At 36.3% G+C, this 16,947-nt stretch carries 16 protein-coding genes; 8 read left to right on the top strand and 8 right to left on the bottom strand.

All coding sequences use genetic code 11. The features are described from left to right. Entirely contained in the window at nt 1-918 is a 918-nt protein-coding gene (locus tag M0Q20_RS01405) for a manganese-dependent inorganic pyrophosphatase (RefSeq protein ID WP_295058045.1), read from the bottom strand. A gap of 97 nt (nt 919-1,015) precedes the next feature. Here M0Q20_RS01405 and M0Q20_RS01400 point away from each other — a divergent pair, with 97 nt between their 5' ends. Together M0Q20_RS01400 and M0Q20_RS01395 are read left to right on the top strand one after the other, a co-directional pair. Further along, complete coding sequence (locus M0Q20_RS01400) at nt 1,016-2,416, top strand: phospholipase D-like domain-containing protein (RefSeq protein ID WP_295058042.1); 1,401 nt, start codon at nt 1,016-1,018, stop codon at nt 2,414-2,416. A gap of 12 nt (nt 2,417-2,428) precedes the next feature. Then, the gene (locus M0Q20_RS01395) at nt 2,429-3,163 is read left to right on the top strand and encodes an endonuclease/exonuclease/phosphatase family protein (RefSeq protein ID WP_295058039.1); all 735 of its coding nucleotides are present in this window, start codon (nt 2,429-2,431) and stop codon (nt 3,161-3,163) included. Here M0Q20_RS01395 and M0Q20_RS01390 read toward each other — a convergent pair. Beyond that, the gene (locus M0Q20_RS01390) at nt 3,153-3,782 is read right to left on the bottom strand and encodes an NAD(P)H-dependent oxidoreductase (RefSeq protein ID WP_295058036.1); all 630 of its coding nucleotides are present in this window, start codon (nt 3,780-3,782) and stop codon (nt 3,153-3,155) included. The genes M0Q20_RS01395 and M0Q20_RS01390 overlap by 11 nt on opposite strands. 63 nt (nt 3,783-3,845) lie before the next feature. Between M0Q20_RS01390 and M0Q20_RS01385 the strand changes: the two genes are divergently transcribed. The 3 genes from M0Q20_RS01385 to M0Q20_RS01375 all read left to right on the top strand — a co-directional run bounded on the left by M0Q20_RS01385 (nt 3,846) and on the right by M0Q20_RS01375 (nt 7,419). Continuing rightward, nucleotides 3,846-4,283, top strand: coding sequence for a YchJ family metal-binding protein (locus M0Q20_RS01385; RefSeq protein ID WP_295058033.1), 438 nt, complete (start codon nt 3,846-3,848; stop codon nt 4,281-4,283). 77 nt (nt 4,284-4,360) lie between these two features. After that, on the top strand, nt 4,361-6,199 hold the full coding sequence (locus M0Q20_RS01380) for a GGDEF domain-containing protein (RefSeq protein WP_295058030.1): 1,839 nt from the start codon (nt 4,361-4,363) through the stop codon (nt 6,197-6,199). Between the two features lie 32 nt (nt 6,200-6,231). Then, nucleotides 6,232-7,419 carry a mechanosensitive ion channel family protein gene (locus M0Q20_RS01375; RefSeq protein WP_295058027.1) on the top strand — a complete coding sequence of 396 codons (1,188 nt, stop codon included), beginning with the start codon at nt 6,232-6,234 and terminating at the stop codon, nt 7,417-7,419. On the opposite strand, the gene mnmH is transcribed toward M0Q20_RS01375, so the two are convergent. Genes mnmH through M0Q20_RS01355 form a run of 4 tightly spaced genes read right to left on the bottom strand, consistent with a single transcriptional unit; the run spans nt 7,412 to nt 13,133 of the window. Further along, complete coding sequence (gene mnmH / locus M0Q20_RS01370) at nt 7,412-8,500, bottom strand: tRNA 2-selenouridine(34) synthase MnmH (protein ID WP_295058024.1); 1,089 nt, start codon at nt 8,498-8,500, stop codon at nt 7,412-7,414. The two genes, M0Q20_RS01375 and mnmH, sit on opposite strands and share 8 nt — an antisense overlap. Beyond that, a complete protein-coding gene (gene selD / locus M0Q20_RS01365) occupies nt 8,501-9,532 on the bottom strand; it encodes a selenide, water dikinase SelD (RefSeq protein WP_295058021.1) in 1,032 nt (343 codons plus the stop codon). 23 nt (nt 9,533-9,555) lie between these two features. Continuing rightward, nucleotides 9,556-12,384 (bottom strand): excinuclease ABC subunit UvrA, encoded by a 2,829-nt coding sequence (uvrA, locus tag M0Q20_RS01360; RefSeq protein WP_295058018.1) that lies wholly within the window; start codon nt 12,382-12,384, stop codon nt 9,556-9,558. A gap of 17 nt (nt 12,385-12,401) precedes the next feature. Beyond that, on the bottom strand, nt 12,402-13,133 hold the full coding sequence (locus tag M0Q20_RS01355) for a sulfite exporter TauE/SafE family protein (protein ID WP_295058015.1): 732 nt from the start codon (nt 13,131-13,133) through the stop codon (nt 12,402-12,404). A 96-nt stretch (nt 13,134-13,229) separates the two neighbouring features. Between M0Q20_RS01355 and M0Q20_RS01350 the strand changes: the two genes are divergently transcribed. From M0Q20_RS01350 to M0Q20_RS01340, 3 genes are read left to right on the top strand one after another with little or no spacing between them, the layout of a single operon-like run. Next, the gene (locus M0Q20_RS01350) at nt 13,230-13,652 is read left to right on the top strand and encodes a chemotaxis protein CheX (RefSeq protein ID WP_295058012.1); all 423 of its coding nucleotides are present in this window, start codon (nt 13,230-13,232) and stop codon (nt 13,650-13,652) included. Beyond that, entirely contained in the window at nt 13,653-13,991 is a 339-nt protein-coding gene (gene fliN / locus M0Q20_RS01345; RefSeq protein WP_295058009.1) for a flagellar motor switch protein FliN, read from the top strand. Further along, nucleotides 13,988-14,857, top strand: coding sequence for a hypothetical protein (locus tag M0Q20_RS01340; RefSeq protein ID WP_295058006.1), 870 nt, complete (start codon nt 13,988-13,990; stop codon nt 14,855-14,857). The genes fliN and M0Q20_RS01340 overlap by 4 nt, the downstream gene beginning before the upstream one ends. On the opposite strand, the gene M0Q20_RS01335 is transcribed toward M0Q20_RS01340, so the two are convergent. After that, the gene (locus M0Q20_RS01335) at nt 14,854-15,987 is read right to left on the bottom strand and encodes a hypothetical protein (RefSeq protein ID WP_295058003.1); all 1,134 of its coding nucleotides are present in this window, start codon (nt 15,985-15,987) and stop codon (nt 14,854-14,856) included. The two genes, M0Q20_RS01340 and M0Q20_RS01335, sit on opposite strands and share 4 nt — an antisense overlap. Next, complete coding sequence (dusB, locus tag M0Q20_RS01330) at nt 15,981-16,934, bottom strand: tRNA dihydrouridine synthase DusB (RefSeq protein ID WP_295058000.1); 954 nt, start codon at nt 16,932-16,934, stop codon at nt 15,981-15,983. The genes M0Q20_RS01335 and dusB overlap by 7 nt, the downstream gene beginning before the upstream one ends. Nucleotides 16,935-16,947 lie beyond the last annotated feature (13 nt).

Genomic DNA, 16,947 nt, shown 5'->3' with positions numbered 1-16,947 from the left:
TTAAAATTGCGGCTGTAAAAACGGTACAACTTGCTTTTTACGGCTCAACACTCCATCTAGCCAAGCTTGGCTGTTTTGAAGTTTTGTATTAAGTGCTTTTTCAACTCTGCTTGCGTCATCGCTAACTACTAAAAGTTGAGATCCCTCTTTCATAATATCAGTCAAAAGAATTATAACGGTGTGAAGTTTATTCTCCTGCTTCATAAGTTTCATATCTAAGAGCAGTTCATTTATTCTACTCTTTAGCACAGAGATATCAACCATTTCAAGTTGACCTATTCCCACTTTTATGCCGTTCATATCAAACTCTTTATAATCTCTTGTATTTAAATCTCTAGCACTTGCACCAATAACTGCAGATTTTGCTATAAACATCTCCATAGCAAGCGCCTTATAGTCACTAATACCGCAAATCTCTGAGAGCTCTTTTACCGCTTTTGTATCAATTTTTGTACATGTCGGCGATTTAAAAATAACGGTATCACTTAGTATTGCACACATCATCATACCGGCTATATCTTTTGGAATCTCTACTTTATGATAATCATACATCTCTTTAATTACCGTATTTGAGCACCCTATTGGACGTATCCAGCACTCAAGCGGAGTATCTGTTGTAATATCTCCTAGCTTGTGATGATCGACTATGCCAAGTATCGTCGCCTCTTTTATATCTTCCGGAGCTTGTGCAAGGTCTGAGAAGTCAACTATGTAAACACTCTCGCCCGCATAAGATGTTTTTAGTTCCGGAGTCTCTGCTTTAAACTTCTCTAATATAAACTTCGTCTCCGCTGAGATTTTGCCTTGGCGCGTGGGGATACAATTTTCACCCAATTTATTTTTTAAGTACGCAAGGGATATTGCTCCGACAATGGAGTCTGAATCGGGATTTTTATGTCCAAAAATATATGTTGACATCTATATAGCCTTTAGAAAAATTTTTGTAATTATACTAAAAAAATTTGATCTTAAAATATATAGACTTATATTATTGCAATAATGATATAATATCTATATGAATGAGTTTATAAACAGTAGCGGTGCAGATATATTTTTCTACCATGGTTTAGTTCTCCTTGGTACGCTTTTAATAGTCTTTGTGCTGGTTCATATGTTATACAATAGACGCTCACCAAATAGTATCACAGCTTGGCTTTTATCTATTATTTTAATCCCTTATCTCTCGATATTTTTATACTTCATAATAGGCTCAAGAAAGCGAAATATGAGATATAAAAAAGAGAACATGGTTTTAAAGGATAAAACAACGAATAACAATATACAAAACGATATTGACAAGATGCTTAGAAACTTTGGCATTGCAGATGCTACAGGAAATAGTGAATTTAAACTCTATTTTGACGCAACGCAAGCTTATTATAAACTTTTATCAAATATTCAAAACGCAAAAAAGTCAATCTTTATAAGCATCTATATTTTTAAATATGATAAAGTCGGTAAGGAGATTTTAAATGCTCTTATAAAAAAAGCTCAAGAGGGCTTAGATGTTAAAGTTCTTATTGATTCTTTAGGCTCTTTTCCTCTTTATCTTCTTAAATACAGACTAAATGAGCTCAAAAACAGCGGCGCTAATGTTGAATTTTTTATGCCTGTATTTAGAATGCCCTTTAGAAACTACATAAACCTTAGAAATCACAGAAAAATCTATATATTTGACAATGAAAAAGTTTTAAGCGGCGGAGGAAATCTATCAAAAGAGTATTTAGGCACAAAAGATGACAAAAATAGATGGCAAGATATTATGTTTTTCGTCCAAGGAGCCTCAGTCGAACGCTATTTTGAGATATTTGCTTCAGACTGGTTATATGCTTCAAAGGAGAGGTTAGAGTATATAAAAGAGGATATAAAGAGTGATGGCGACATATATCTACAGGTTGTTGCTTCCGGTCCGGATATGGATAGAGATGTTTTTTATGAAGTTCTCCTATCTATAATATATGGTGCAAAAGAGAAAATCTACATTATCACTCCATACTATATCCCCAACGAAGCTCTAACTCAAGCGCTTATTATCGCTCATCATAAGGGTGTAGAGATAAACCTCATCACACCAAGAGAGACAAACCATGCTATAGTAAATCTTGTTAGAAGCTCTTACATGAGAGAACTTGAGGAGGCCGGAATTAGGATTTTTTTAAATGAAGGCGCAATGCTTCATGCAAAGGCTATAATTATTGACGATAAAAGCGTAATTTTAGGAAGTGTTAATTTTGACAACAGAAGCCTTTTTCTAAACTATGAAATAGCAACTTTTATATATTCTCAAAAAGTTATAAATGAGGTAGAGGAGTGGGCACAGAAGCTTATCCTAAACTCATCGTTTGGAACAACAAGCGTCTCAAAACCAAGAAGAGTCTTTGAAAATCTTCTACGCATACTTGCACCACAACTCTAAAGGAGGAGTTTTATGTTTATCCCAAATAGCATTATAAAATCTTTAAAACACCAAGAAGAGCCCTTAAAGGGAGAGTTCAGCCTGCTTTGCTGGAATGTTGCTAAACTTACGCTAAAGAGCTCATACAAAGAGTTTTTAGACTCCATGATACAAAACCACGATTTCGACCTACTGTTACTTCAAGAGGTTAAAAAAAGTCTCTCTAGTGAGCTTGGAATTCATGACTACTCTTATATACTCTCCCCAAATATTCAAACAAAAAAGCATATGTTTGGGGTTATGAGTGCTTTTAAGTCCTCATGTGAAGATGAGCTCTGCTTACTTAGTAAAAAACGCGAATTAAAATACGCAACACATAAGGTCTCCCTAATTACACACCATAAAATATCAGAAGACAAAACACTTCTTGTCGTAAACCTACACGCTATTAATTTTGTACATAACAGAGACTTTAAAAATGAGTTAGACCATCTCTATGTCTCTATCCGCAACCATAGAGGGGCCATGATAGTAGCAGGTGATTTTAATACTTGGAATCTAAAAAGGAGTCATCTTCTAAAGGAGTTTACAGAGAACTTATCTCTTAAAAAAGTTGAGTTTAGCGATGAGAAACATCTTAAGAAAATTTTTACAAACTCCATAGATCATATCTTTTACAGAGAGTTAAATGTTACCTACTCTGAAGTAATAGATAGCAAAAAAATCTCCGACCATAACCCTATAATTGCAAAATTCTCTACGCTTTAAACTCTACAACCTCTTCAAACGGCAATCTGAGTTGCGATGACTGCGCATTTACTCTATAGCCAAAAGGGAGTATTAGAGATAGTTGATATTTACTAACATCAAGCTCTAGAACTCTCTCTACATCATCTTTATCAAACCCCTCAATCGGGCAACTGTCAATACCTAGCGTTGCCGCACACGTCATCATATTTGCCGCGGCTATATATGTTTGTCTAGCTGTCCAGCAGAGTATATTTTCATCACTACTTAGAGTTTTGCTCAAGTGCGTGCTATACTTATTCGTATAAAAATCAAGCTGCTCTTTACTCATCTCTCTTCTTGAGAATCTCTTCTCTACAACCCCGCTCTCAGGTCTTACGCTCTCTATAGCAGCAAGTATCACTACAAGATGCGAACATGACGTAATTTGAGGCTGATTCCAGCAGTGTGGTCTGATTTTAGACTTTAGCTCCTCATTTGTAATAACCAGAAACTTCCACGGTTCCATGCCAAAAGATGATGGAGATTTACGCCCAGCTTCAAGTATCTCTCTTATCTCTTTATCAGATATTTTCCTATTTTCATCAAAAAGTTTGCAAGCGTGCCTGAAATCCATAGCCTCATTAAATGTTTTTTGCATATTTAATCCTCTAAAGTTTTATAAAATATTATATACTTTTAAACCTAATGAAGAAGAAGTAATATGCTATGTTATTGTGATAGTAATAAAAAGTTTACCAACTGTTGTGAAAGATTTTTAAAAAGCCTCTTTAAACCCTCTACTCCAGAAGAGCTTATGCGTAGCAGATATAGTGCCTATGTTCTGGGAGATGGTGAATATATCGTAAAAAGCACAGTTAAAGAGAACCGTTTTGAGGATGATATAGCCTTAATAAAAGAGTACTCAAAAAGCGTAGAGTGGCTTGGACTTGAGGTTTTGTATGCAAAAGAGAGCATAGTCGAGTTTAAGGCCTATTACAGAGATAAAGATGGTATAAAGGTTCAACATGAGAGAAGCAGTTTTGTTTTTGAGAATGAGATGTGGCTCTACAAAGAGGGAGAACTTTTTGACTCTAAGATAGAGCGAAACAGACTCTGCCCATGCAAAAGCGGTAAAAAATATAAAAAATGCTGCGCTTAGATTTTAGGGCATTAATCAGTGCATTAGATAAAACTTGCTATTATAAGCTTAACTAAATACGTTATGGATGGAATTTTTTGACTCAACAAAATTTTAAAAAATATTTTATTCTCTATTTCATAGGGTTTGGAATTACGATATCAATATTTGGAGCATTTATAAGCTATATATTTCAGATGCAAAATATACAAAAGCATATGGATTTAAAGGCAAAAGAGATATTTTATATTAAGATAGAGACTGTATTAAAACCGACAATTAAAAATATGGATGACATAGTAAAGTCTTTTACAAGCAACAGCACTATTAGAGAGTTTCTTATAACAAACTCTCTAGAGAAGCAAGCAGAAGTTGAAAATATACTATTAGCTGTTACAGGTGTTGAGAACAAAATAATGCAATCTCGGATTCTTGATAAAAGCGGAAAAGAGATCATAAGAGTTGATAGACTAAGTAAAAACAACCAACCATTTATAGTAGAAAAAGAGAGGCTTCAAGATAAAAGTCAAAGAACTTATTTTCAAGAGCTCTCCAAGATGAGCAGCGAGACCATATGGCACTCAAAGCTTGACCTAAATATAGAGAACAACAGGGTTGAGATACCATACAGACCGACTATAAGAATTGCAATGCCGATACTGCAAAACGGTGAGTTTTTAGGAGTTGTAATCATTAATCTCCTAACAAAAGAGCTCTTTGATGCAATCGGTATCTCTACAAGTTTTGAGCACTTTATAATAGACAAAGATAATAACTTTATTATGCACCCTGACAAAAAGTACTCTTTTAACAAATATAAAGGCATAGATAGAAAGCTAGAGGAAGATTTTGCTGATGGGCTGAGTGCAAATGGTATATATACATATAGCATTGATAATATTTTACAAAATGAGGATGAAGCACTCTTTATCCTCAAATCAAACGACACCTATCAAGAAAACCTTATAGATGAAAGTATAAACACAGGGATAACAGTCTTCTTTCTAACTGTACTATTAAGTTTTACCATGGCATTTTTTGCATCAAAAGTACCGACAAGACTACAACTCTCTCTACTTGAAGCGCACCGTAAGCTTAAAGAGTTTACATCTATTATGGACTGTTTTATTATTACCGCTACAACAAAACCAGATGGTACAATCTTAAAGATTAGCAACGCCTTCATAAGATCTAGCGGATATACTAGAGAAGAGTTAATCGGAAAAAAAATGAATATTATAAAAAATCCAGATAGAGACAAGTTAATCATAAAAAATTTATGGGATACTATTTTAAGTAAAAAGACATGGATAGGCGAAATCGAAAACAGAAAAAAAGATGGAACTACCTATTGGCTTGAACAGCATATTATACCGACTATAAACGAGAACGGCACTATTGACTCTTTTGTCTCTATAGGTATAGATATAACAGCAAAAAAAGAGCTTGAGAAGCTTGCAACAACTGATAAACTAACCGGCATTTATAACAGAAGAAGAGTTGATGAATTTTTACAAACAGAGATAGAGATTGCAAAAAGACACTCGCAAGAGCTATCTATTATTTTAATAGATATAGACCATTTTAAATCAGTAAACGATACCTACGGGCACCAGAGAGGCGACATGGTTCTTAGAAAAACAACAGAGATAATCTCTAAAAATTTAAGAAAGTCAGATATATTTGGAAGATGGGGAGGTGAAGAGTTTTTAATTATCTGCCCGCAAACAAATAGAGATGAGGCGTTTATATTGGCTCAAAAGTTAAGAGATGCAATACAGGGCTATAAATTTGAAGTTGTGGGGGAGAAGACAATAAGCTTAGGCATTTCCCAGCTTCAAGAGGGCGACACTGAAAAAACATTGATTCAAAGAGCCGATAATGCACTATATAGTGCAAAAAATAGCGGAAGAAACAGAGCCGTTATTTTTGAATAAAAAACTATTTTATTTTTGAGATTGGAAAATTTATGGAAAATATATTAAACAGTAGCTACCTTCAAGGTAATTTGGGATTTATAGCATTAGTATTATTTACTATTTTTGCTTCAATTGTCGGTTACTATTTATCTAAAAGATATTTGGTAAAAATAATTCATAAACTAATTATCAGAACAAAATCACAATGGGATGATTTTATAATAGAATCAGGCTTTTTTGAGCAGTTTGCATATATTATTCCACCACTAATCATTCTATATCTCTCTCGATTCTACCCAGATGATATAAGTACTACCATATCGCAAATAGTTGCCTTCTGGATAGCTATTGTTATAATCAAGAGTATTGATAAACTTCTATCTGCCGTCTTAGAGATATATAACTCTTTAGATATCTCAAAAGATAAGCCCATAAAAGGGTATATACAGCTTGCAAAACTCTTTGTATATATAGTTGGTTTTATAATTGCAGCTTCTCTTTTAGTAGGCATATCTCCGCTAGGAGTCCTTAGTGGTGTGGGTGCATTTACAGCTGTTTTAATGTTTATCTTCAAAGATACTCTTTTATCTCTCATTGCTAGTATTCAGATTGTTGCCAATGATCTTTTTAAAGTCGGAGACTGGATAGAGGCTCCAAACTTTGGAGCTGATGGTGAGGTTGTAGATATAGCACTTCACTCTGTTAAGGTTCAAAATTGGGATAAAACTATTGTAACTATCCCTACGCATAAATTTATGGAGAGCTCTTTTAAAAACTGGCGAGGGATGGAGAAGAGTGGTGGTAGAAGGATAAAAAGGTCACTCTTTATAGATTTAAACTCCGTAAAGTTTTGTACCCCTGAGCTTTTAGAAAAACTCAATGAAATAGAACTTATTAAAGATTATCTCCAAGATAAGCAAAAGGTTGTCGACACCACTGATGAGATAACTTTAAATAGAAGAAAACTAACAAATATCGGTACCTTTAGGGAGTATGTAAAAAGATACCTAGAGAGTAATCCAAACATAGATAGTAAAAATTTTACATTTATTGTAAGACAACTCCAACCGACTTCAAAAGGTGTTCCGCTTGAAGTGTATGCTTTTAGTAACAAAAATAAGTGGGCTGAGTATGAGGCTGTTCAGTCAGATATTTTTGATCACCTTCTTGTTGCTCTAAAAGAGTTTGATCTAAAACTCTACCAAGAGCCAAGCGGAGAGTTTGGCACTCCTAACTAAACTCTTCTATATACTCTTTAACTTTTGCTGCCGTACCTCTAAAAGTCACTCTATCTGAGCGTTTTTGTATCTGATAGTCATACATAGGGTCATAGTACTCTTGCAAAAGATATGTTGTCCAATCCCTATATAGTTCAAAAGAGCCGTTTCTCTTTTGTTCTTCTACTGCATTTTTAAAAAGAGTAGAGACTTCACGGTATCTTTGATCTCCAAGTCTTCTTTTTATTCTATGCATTGCGCTCTCTATGCTTTGCTGCCAACTAGCAAAAGCATCATAAGGGGTATTGCGCTCATAAGCTCTTTGCGCTTCTACCACATACTCGTTTAGTGTTATCTCTACTCTCTCATCAAAAGGTCTCTCAAGTATGACAAGAGGAGCCTCAGATGTAGCTGTGATAAAACTATCGGGCATAAACAGAGTACCGACATGTTTTCCCTCATCTTCAAAAACAAGAGTCCCAAACCCCTCTTCTACCTTTTGAATTAACTTATATGTAAAGTTGTTCTCAAAGTCAATCTGTGAAGCTTGCGGTGTAATCTTTTGCCCAAAAGCTGAACCTCTATGATTTGCAAGAGCTTCAATATCTACTGCGTTTTTCATCTTTTTAAGCTCTATAGTCTTTCCCGAGCCTGTTCTTCCACCTAAAATTATAGGCTTAAACTCTTTTAAAGTGTTCTCAAGCTCGCCAAGCAGATAGCCTCTAAAGGCTTTATAACCGCCCTTTAATCTTAAAATCTCTCTGCCTTGCTCATGTAACCACTCTTGAGCTATTTTAGAGCGCTGCCCACCTCTAAAACAGTATAAAAGCGCATCAGGGTTTGCATCCATAAAATCACACCATGACTTAACCCTCTGCTCTTTTATATCTCCACTTACTAGTTCATGTCCGAGTTCTATCGCCTTTGCATTACCCCTGTTTTTATAGCAAATACCTACTTGATGCCTCTCTTCATCACTCATAATAGGAAGGTTAAAAGAGTTTAAAAATGCCCCTTTTTTAAACTCGATGGGTGCTCGAACATCTATTAATGGTCTCTCATTTAATACTATTGATTTAAAATCATCAAAAAGCTCTGACACCTAAAAAACCTCTACCAGATTTTTACCTTTTTTTATCGTCTCGCCTATAGGCTCAAGGCTCAATCCTGCATTAATAGCAGAAGCATAAAACTCATCTACTCCCTCTTTTTTTACAAAAACTAGAAGTCCGCCTGATGTCTGAGCATCACAGAGAATCTCTTGCTGTTGCTGCGTCATTGCTGCAATTTTATCTCCATAACTCATAAAATTTTTACGAGAGCCGCCCGGTATGCAGCCTTGTGCTCTATATTTTTCAACATTTGGTAAAAGAGGAACTTTATCAAACCATATGTGAGCGCTCACACCACTTGCCTCACATACTTCACTCAAATGCCCCAATAACCCAAAGCCGGTTATATCCGTCATAGTAACAACACACTCTAGAGATGCAAAAGTTGCCCCTGCTCTATTTAGAGTTACCATAGCTTCAATGGCAGGCTCAATCTCTTTAGGCTCTATTTTCTTCTGTTTTTGTGCGGTTGTGAGTATGCCTATGCCGATAGGCTTTGTTAAAAATATAAGACAATTCTCCTGCGCCATAGAGTTTTTCATAAGATGTTTATTATCAACTATTCCGGTCACTGCTAGCCCGAAAATCGGCTCAGGAGAGTCTATAGAGTGTCCACCTGCAAGAGGAATTCCTGCATCTTTACAGACTGCACGCCCTCCGTCAATAACCTGACGAGCAACATCTGCACTTAGCTTGTCAATCGGCCATCCAAATATAGATATTGCCATAAGAGCATTTCCACCCATAGCGTATATATCACTAAGTGCGTTTGTTGCGGCAATTTGCCCGAATGTAAAAGGGTCATCTACTATAGGCATAAAAAAGTCTGTTGTTGATAAAACTGATGTCCCATTACCCAAATCATACGCTGCCGCATCATCTTTATGCTCATTTCCGACAAGAAGTTGGGGATAAAAAGTACTTAAAATATCTGTTTTTAGTATCTCATCAAGGAGTATCGGAGATATTTTACATCCACACCCTGCCCCGTGACTATACTCTGTAAGTTTTATTTTCTGCACTCTTCTCCTTGAAAAAAACGATTTTATTTATGTAACGCTAACTCTTTTTTTAGATACTCACCCGTATAAGAGCCTGTTTTTTTATAACTCTTTGCCAACTCTTCAGGGCTTCCCTCGGCTATTATTAGTCCGCCGCCGCTTCCGCCTTCTGGTCCCATATCTATGACATAGTCGGCATTTTTTATCATATCTAGGTTATGCTCGATTATGAGTACCGAGTTACCAAGCTCTACAAATTTATGAAGCACTCCCGTGAGTCTATCTACATCGGCAAAATGAAGTCCCGTAGTAGGCTCATCTAGTATATAGAGTGTCTTGCCGGTATCTTTTCGGCTAAGCTCTTTACTTAATTTTATCCTTTGCGCTTCACCGCCTGAGAGAGTAACGGCATTTTGACCTAGAGTTATATAACCTAGACCCACATCAACAAGTGTTGACATTATCTGGTTTATCTTTGGAATAGGTCTAAAAAATTCATACGCTTCATCAACGCTCATTCTTAAGACGTCTGATATATTTTTTCCCTTGTAAAAGACCTCTAGCGTCTGTTGATTGTAACGCGTACCTTTACAGGTATCACACTTAACCATGATATCTGGCAGAAAGTGCATCTCAATCTTGTTTTCACCCTCTCCTTGACACTTCTCACATCTTCCGCCTTTGACGTTAAAACTAAATCTAGAGCTTGTATAGCCTCGTATCTGTGCCTCTTTTGTCTGCGCAAAAAGATTTCTTATCTCATCCATGACACCGGTATAAGTTGCGGGATTACTTCTTGGGGTACGCCCTATTGGGCTCTGGTCAAGATAGATAACTTTATCTACATGCTCTAAGCCGGTTATCTCAACGCCTGCTACTTTATTGACCTTTCTTGCATGATTTAAAAGCTCTCTTGCGGTTGGAAGAAGTGTCTGTAGCATTAAGGAACTCTTTCCGCTTCCGCTGACACCTGTAATACAGACAAAGTTATTTAGCGGTATTCTTGCACTTAGATTCTCTATGTTGTTTAATGTAACATTTTTAATCTCTATAAATTTATCCTGCTCGCGTCTATAAAAATACTCTATCTTTTTTCTGCCGTAAAGATAGTCCGCAGTCAATGTTTTTGCCCCCTTAAGCTTATCGAGTACTCCCGCAAAGACAACCTCTCCACCAAATTTTCCGGCACCCGGTCCAATATCTACTATGAAATCGGCATTTTCGATAGTCTCCTTGTCATGCTCGACAACAATAACGCTATTTCCTTTATCCTGCAGACTTCTAAGCGTGCGGATAAGTTTTAGCGTATCGCGTTCATGTAGCCCAATACTAGGCTCATCTAAAACATATAATACACCGGTCAAACCGCTGCCAATCTGCGAAGCGATACGAATTCTCTGCGCTTCTCCTCCACTAATTGTCCTTGCATCACGTCCAAGAGTTATATAGCCAAGTCCGACATCAAACAAGAAATAGAGTCTCTCTCGTATCTCGTTTAAAATAGGTACGGATATTTGCCTATTTTCTTTAGATAACTTTGCAAAATTATCCTCCGCCTTAAACCACTCGTAACTTTTGGCAATTGGCATATCTAAAATCTCTGCAATTCCTTTATCTGATACTTTTACCGCTAGAGACTCTCTTTTTAATCTGTGCCCCATGCAGACGTTGCAGACCTTCTCACTCATATAGTCAGCTAACTCTTTCTCATCTTTGAACATATCATATGCTATCTTGATTATTCCCGGCCAGACACGCTTGACTTCATGGTTTTTCCATAAAAAGCTTACCTCATCTATACCGCCATGAAGTATCGCTTTTTGTTTATGCTCTGCAAGTTCAGAATATGGTACTGTTATATCAATATCATTGGCTGCACAAAAGCCCTTTAAAAATGTAAAATAATACCCCTTGTTAAAACCGTAAATTATCTTAATCGCACCCTTTTCTATGCATAAATCTCTATCAATTATCTTATCATGGTCGAGTGCATAACGAAGCCCTAACCCGTCACATTCACTGCAAGCCCCCTTTGGTGAGTTAAAGGAGAAGGAGAGCGGCTCAAGCGGGTCAAAACTTATCTTACAATCAAAACAAGCATTATGTTCGCTATAGTGAATACTTTGCTGTTTTATTCCAAGCTCTTCATGGTTTAGTATATCTATCTCAAGCTCGCCGTAACTCTCTTTTAGAGCCTTTTCAACATCTGCCGCTATTCGCTCTTTGTTCTCCTCTTTGACTACAACTCTGTCAACAACGACCTTTATAGTATGTTTTTTTGTTTTACTAAGCTCTATCTCTTCATCCAGTCTTACCATGACACCGTCAATCATGGCACGTACATACCCCTTATGCACCAAAGACTCCAAGATATCATGAAAGCTACCTTTTTTCTCACGAATAAGAGGTGCTAAAAGAACAAGTTTTGCACCCTCTGGAAGTTTTGCAACCTCACCGATAATATCCGAAGCGCTCATTTGAGAAATCTTTTTATTACACTTATGGCAGTATTGAACCCCAATTCGAGCATAAAGAAGTCTTAAATAGTCATATATCTCCGTAATTGTTCCTACTGTTGAGCGGGGATTTTTACTTGTAGTTTTCTGATCTATCGCAATAGCAGGGGTAAGTCCCTCTATCTTATCGACATCAGGCTTTCCCACTCGATCTAAAAACTGTCTTGCGTATGAGGAGAGAGACTCCATGTAGCGTCTCTGTCCTTCGGCATAAAGCGTATCAAAAGCCAATGTTGACTTTCCGCTTCCGCTTAGCCCCGTAAAGACAACTAGCTTGTTTTTTGGAATCTCTAGCGATATATTTTTTAAATTATTCTCTCTCGCACCCACTATTTTTATAATATCTCTATTTTTCATTTATAACTAACATTCCTCTATAATAATATTCTTTGTATTAAGTATATAACAATTAATAGGTAAAAACCTACTAATAATTTTTTCTGCAACGCTAAATCTACTCTATCTTTAAGTAAAATACCTGCATATACGCCAATTAGTGATGCCAAGCCTATAACTACTCCGCTAAAAAAATCTATCTCTCTGCTTAAAGCATGAGAAATCAGCCCTGAGATAGATGAAAAAACTACGAAAAAAAGTCCCGCAGATATCGCTTTTTTCAAATCTACATGTAAGAAACCGACTAAAATCGGAACCAACATGATACTTCCGCCAACTCCTATAAGCATACTAAAAAAACCCAACAAAAGACCTATGAAAAAAAGCGCAACCCCATTTACTTCTCTTTGAACTACATCAATTTTTGCTTTAAAAAAGAGCCTGCTAAGCGCAAATAGGGCAAAGAGTAAAAATATTACTTCTAAAGCAGTATCACTAAAGATAGACGTAAAAAACCCACTAAGCAGCGCTCCGGCAAAGCCGCCTATGCCTATAGTAAAAACCATAGGAACATCAAGCGTTTTGTTTTTGTTGTTTAGATAACTGCCATAAACTGAGCTAAAGACCATCTGCACAACCGATATACCAATAGCATCTTTTATCTCATAACCAAGAAGCAGTAGAAGCGGAATAAGTATTGTCCCGCCTCCTATACCAAAAAAACCTGATAGTGTGCCGACACCGATGCCCAAAAAAACTAACTCAATCATTATCAAAACTTTTTTTTGAATTATATCATCTTAGAGCACCGTTTAATTTTAGTTTGATATTCATTAAAGTATAATCCTTCAAATAAGGGCAAAAAAATGTTAAATACAATTATTGAAGCTTCAAAGAATTTCTGCGTTCACCAGATTAGATTACCGTACGAGTTGCATGATGATATAGCACAGATGAGAACAGTTATTGCTTATATTGACATAGAGAGTCTAGATGAGAGTAAGTATAGAGTTTATGTGGGAGCAACACCAAGTTTTGCACAAAGAGTATCTACGCTCTTTTTAGAAGAAGATGTAAGTGATGAAGAGACATTAATAGACATGACGCTTGAGACTGCAAATCTCATTGTTGGGAGTGCTAAAGTTCTTGTAGCAGATAGTGCATTACACTCATACAGCATGTCCATACCCCATTTTGAAAAGATTGATATTTTTGACTTTGAGTATGACAGAGCAAAAGTCTTAAAAATAGAAAATGATGAGATGATTATAGCCATCAAGGAGCTGTAGTTGAAAAAAAGAAAACACACTTATGGAGCTAAAGAGTTTGTATTCGACCCTGAAAGTGAACTTTCATGGATGGATTACTCCGGGCTTTTAGATATGGAAGTTGAGTTTATATCTGAGCTTGGCGAAACAGAACTTACTATAGGTGACATATTGAAGTTAACAAAAGGCTCAATTATAGACCTTAAAAAACCTGCCGGCGAGAGTGTTGAATCTTATGTTAACGGGCGTATTTTAGGAAAAGGCGAAGTAATGGTATATGAGAAAAATCTTGCTATTCGTATAAATGAGATTCTTGACTCAAGCGCTGTCTTATACCACCTTGCAAAAGAGAGACTATGATTAGAGTACTACTATTTTTTCTTCTTCCACTCTCCCTGTATGCGTCAAAAATATTAAGCTACAACATTTATGATAGAACTGACAGAGTAGATGTCATGATAACATTTGCGACTCCCTATGAAGGAGTTATAAAACAGAGTCTGAGTGACTCCACTATCTTAATCAAACTAGAAGATGCCTCCATAGAGTCTTCAAAGCTAAAAAAACTATCATCAAAATATATAAAATCAATTGCTATTACTCCAATGTCCGGCTATACGCAAATAGCGGCAGCCGTGCCTCCTTCGATAGCTCTTCAAGCTTCAAAAACATCTGATGGATATGGACTTAGACTGAGATTTGCTCCTGCTGTTCCTACAGATAAAGAGCCGGAAAAACTCCAAGAAGCAGACTCCCTACACTCTCTTCCGACAAAAAAGAGTGATGATATAGCTCAGAGCTACTATATAGTCATAACAATATTAATCATAGGGATTATAATACTTTTTTACATTAAAAAGAGAGTATCGACTCCACAAACAAAGCAGAACAGAACCTCTTGGCTCTTTGCTCAAAATAGTGAAGCAGAGAAAAAAGTTTCACAACCGACTCTCTCAAATGATGTAAGTATTAGGTTTCAAAAATCTCTTGATAGCCAAAACAGTGTTGTAATGCTTGACTTTGGCGAACAGAGTTATCTTGTGCTTATGGGGAAAAACAACATACTGCTTGATAAATTTACACAAAACAGACCTGTTACACAAGATGATTTTGAATCTATTTTACAAAGCAGGCATCAAGAGTTGGATAACTTTTTAAACAGTAGCGAAGACTCTACTGAGTATTTGCAAGCATATAAAGAGAAGGCGGCTTCTAGTAGATATTAGGAGGTAAACGATTGAAACTTATCTCGTAAAAGCTTATTTATCATATCTAAGTTTGCTATAGTTAGCCTATACTTCTCATCCATCATTTTACTTATATGATAAACCTCAGTTACTGTAATACCGTATGGATCTTTCTTCTCTTTTACAACTTTATCTTCATCAAACGAAAAGAGATATAATTTTTTTCGCGTCAACTGTATGTAGTAAGTAAGGACTATCTCATCTGAGTGCTTCTTCTCTATCGCCACGATAACTCGGTGGCCATCTTTATAGCTCTCATCTAGTTCCAACATATCTCTAACTTCTGCTACATCTATAAAACCGACATAAAATTTGTTATATAAATCATGGTATCTTTGGATTTTTTCACTCATAAGAAAATTCATATCTAGCAGATGTTTATTGCTGTTTATAGTTTTTGTTATCCATGATATTGTATTGTAGTATCTAAAGGGGTAAAGTTTCAGGGAGTGAGCCTCTATCATTTTTGGAGATTTAACTCTCTTTTTGGGCATCAATTTTTTAGCATCGGTATCTACAATATACTCAAGTACATCATTTGCTAAAAACTCTTCCGTTACCCAAACGGTGCAGTAAGAAGGAAGTTGTCTGATTCCCGTTGCTCCCTCATTTAAAATAATCAAAGCTTTTATCTCATAGTTTGGAAAAATTATCTCAAGGAGGGCTTTTTTCTTTCTAAGTCTTTTTCTAAGCTTTAGAACAGATTTTACAAGTGTCATCTCTACAAAATATAGCTTCTTATCTTTTGTTATAAGCATAGCGTCAAATTCACTGATTTCTCTGCTTTTTGTTCTATATACTATCTGCTGCTTTTCGCTTATGGAGAGTGTGTTTGCATGAGCCTTTATTTTATCTTGATGAAAACCCTTTAGCACAAACTTCTCAATCTCATCATTCTCTGCGGCATAAATAAGAAGCTTTTCATAGATAAAGTTTTCAAAAACTTCGCCCTCAAAAGAGCGGTATGAGCTTAAGTAGTGAGGATCGTCTTTGCTTACCCCTCTTCTTATCAAAGAGAGAAGATGTTTTACGTTGTAGTCATAGTGTAGTAAATTATCGCCTATGTCGCTGTGGTCTAATCTCTTTATTGATTTATTTATCTTTAACAAACTATCTCGCTATTACTAAAAAAGTCATCTATCACAGCGCGGTACTCTTGTACGTCAGATATACGGTTTACACTGTCTCTAAGTGCCGATGCGCCTCGGTAACCTTTAGAGTAAGTATGAGTATGCTTTCTAAACATAGGTACTCCATGGGAGTCATAAAACTCTATCATTTTATCAAAGTGCTCCATGATTATATCATGCTTGATTTTTTTGTCAATAAACTCACTTCCTGATTTAAGTTGATGAAATATCCAAGGAGCACCGACTGCTCCTCTTCCAATCATTACCCCATCGGCCCCAGTATGCTCTAGCACCCACTTTGCCTTCTCATAAGAGTCTATGTCACCGTTTGCTATTACCGGAATTTTTATTGCTTCTTTAATCTCTCTTATAGCGTCATAATCAACAGGCGCCTTAAATCTTCCTGCACGTGTTCTTCCATGCACTGCAATAAAGTCCGCTCCACTATCTTCGACTCTCTTAGCTATCTCTATATGGTTTTTTTTCTCAAAGCCGAGTCTTATTTTTACGCTTGTTAAACTTTTGTTTGAATTATCTTTGATAGTTTTTATGATATTACCCATTAAGGGCAGATCTAACAGTAGTGAACTTCCGCTTCCATGCCCTACTACTTTTGGTACGGGGCAACCACAATTTAAATCTATGATGTCGATACCATCTTGTTCATTTAGTATCTCAACTGCGCGGCGAACAATATCAACATCTGCTCCTGCAATCTGAACTGAATATGGATCTTCGTTGGGGCTTTTTTGTATCATGTTGAGTGTTTTTGCAGAACCATGAGCCAGAGCGTTTGAGCTAAGCATCTCGCTTACAGTTAAATCTGCTCCAAACTTTTTAACTACACTCCTAAAGGGCAGGTCGGTATAGCCCGCTAGTGGGGCTAGTACATAAATAGGTTCTTTAAAAGATAGTTTATCACTCATTTTATATTTAACA

It is taken from the genome of Sulfurimonas sp. (assembly GCF_023229025.1).
In the GTDB taxonomy this organism is placed as follows: Bacteria; Campylobacterota; Campylobacteria; order Campylobacterales; family Sulfurimonadaceae; genus Sulfurimonas.
This window is presented reverse-complemented; position numbering and strand designations above follow the sequence as displayed.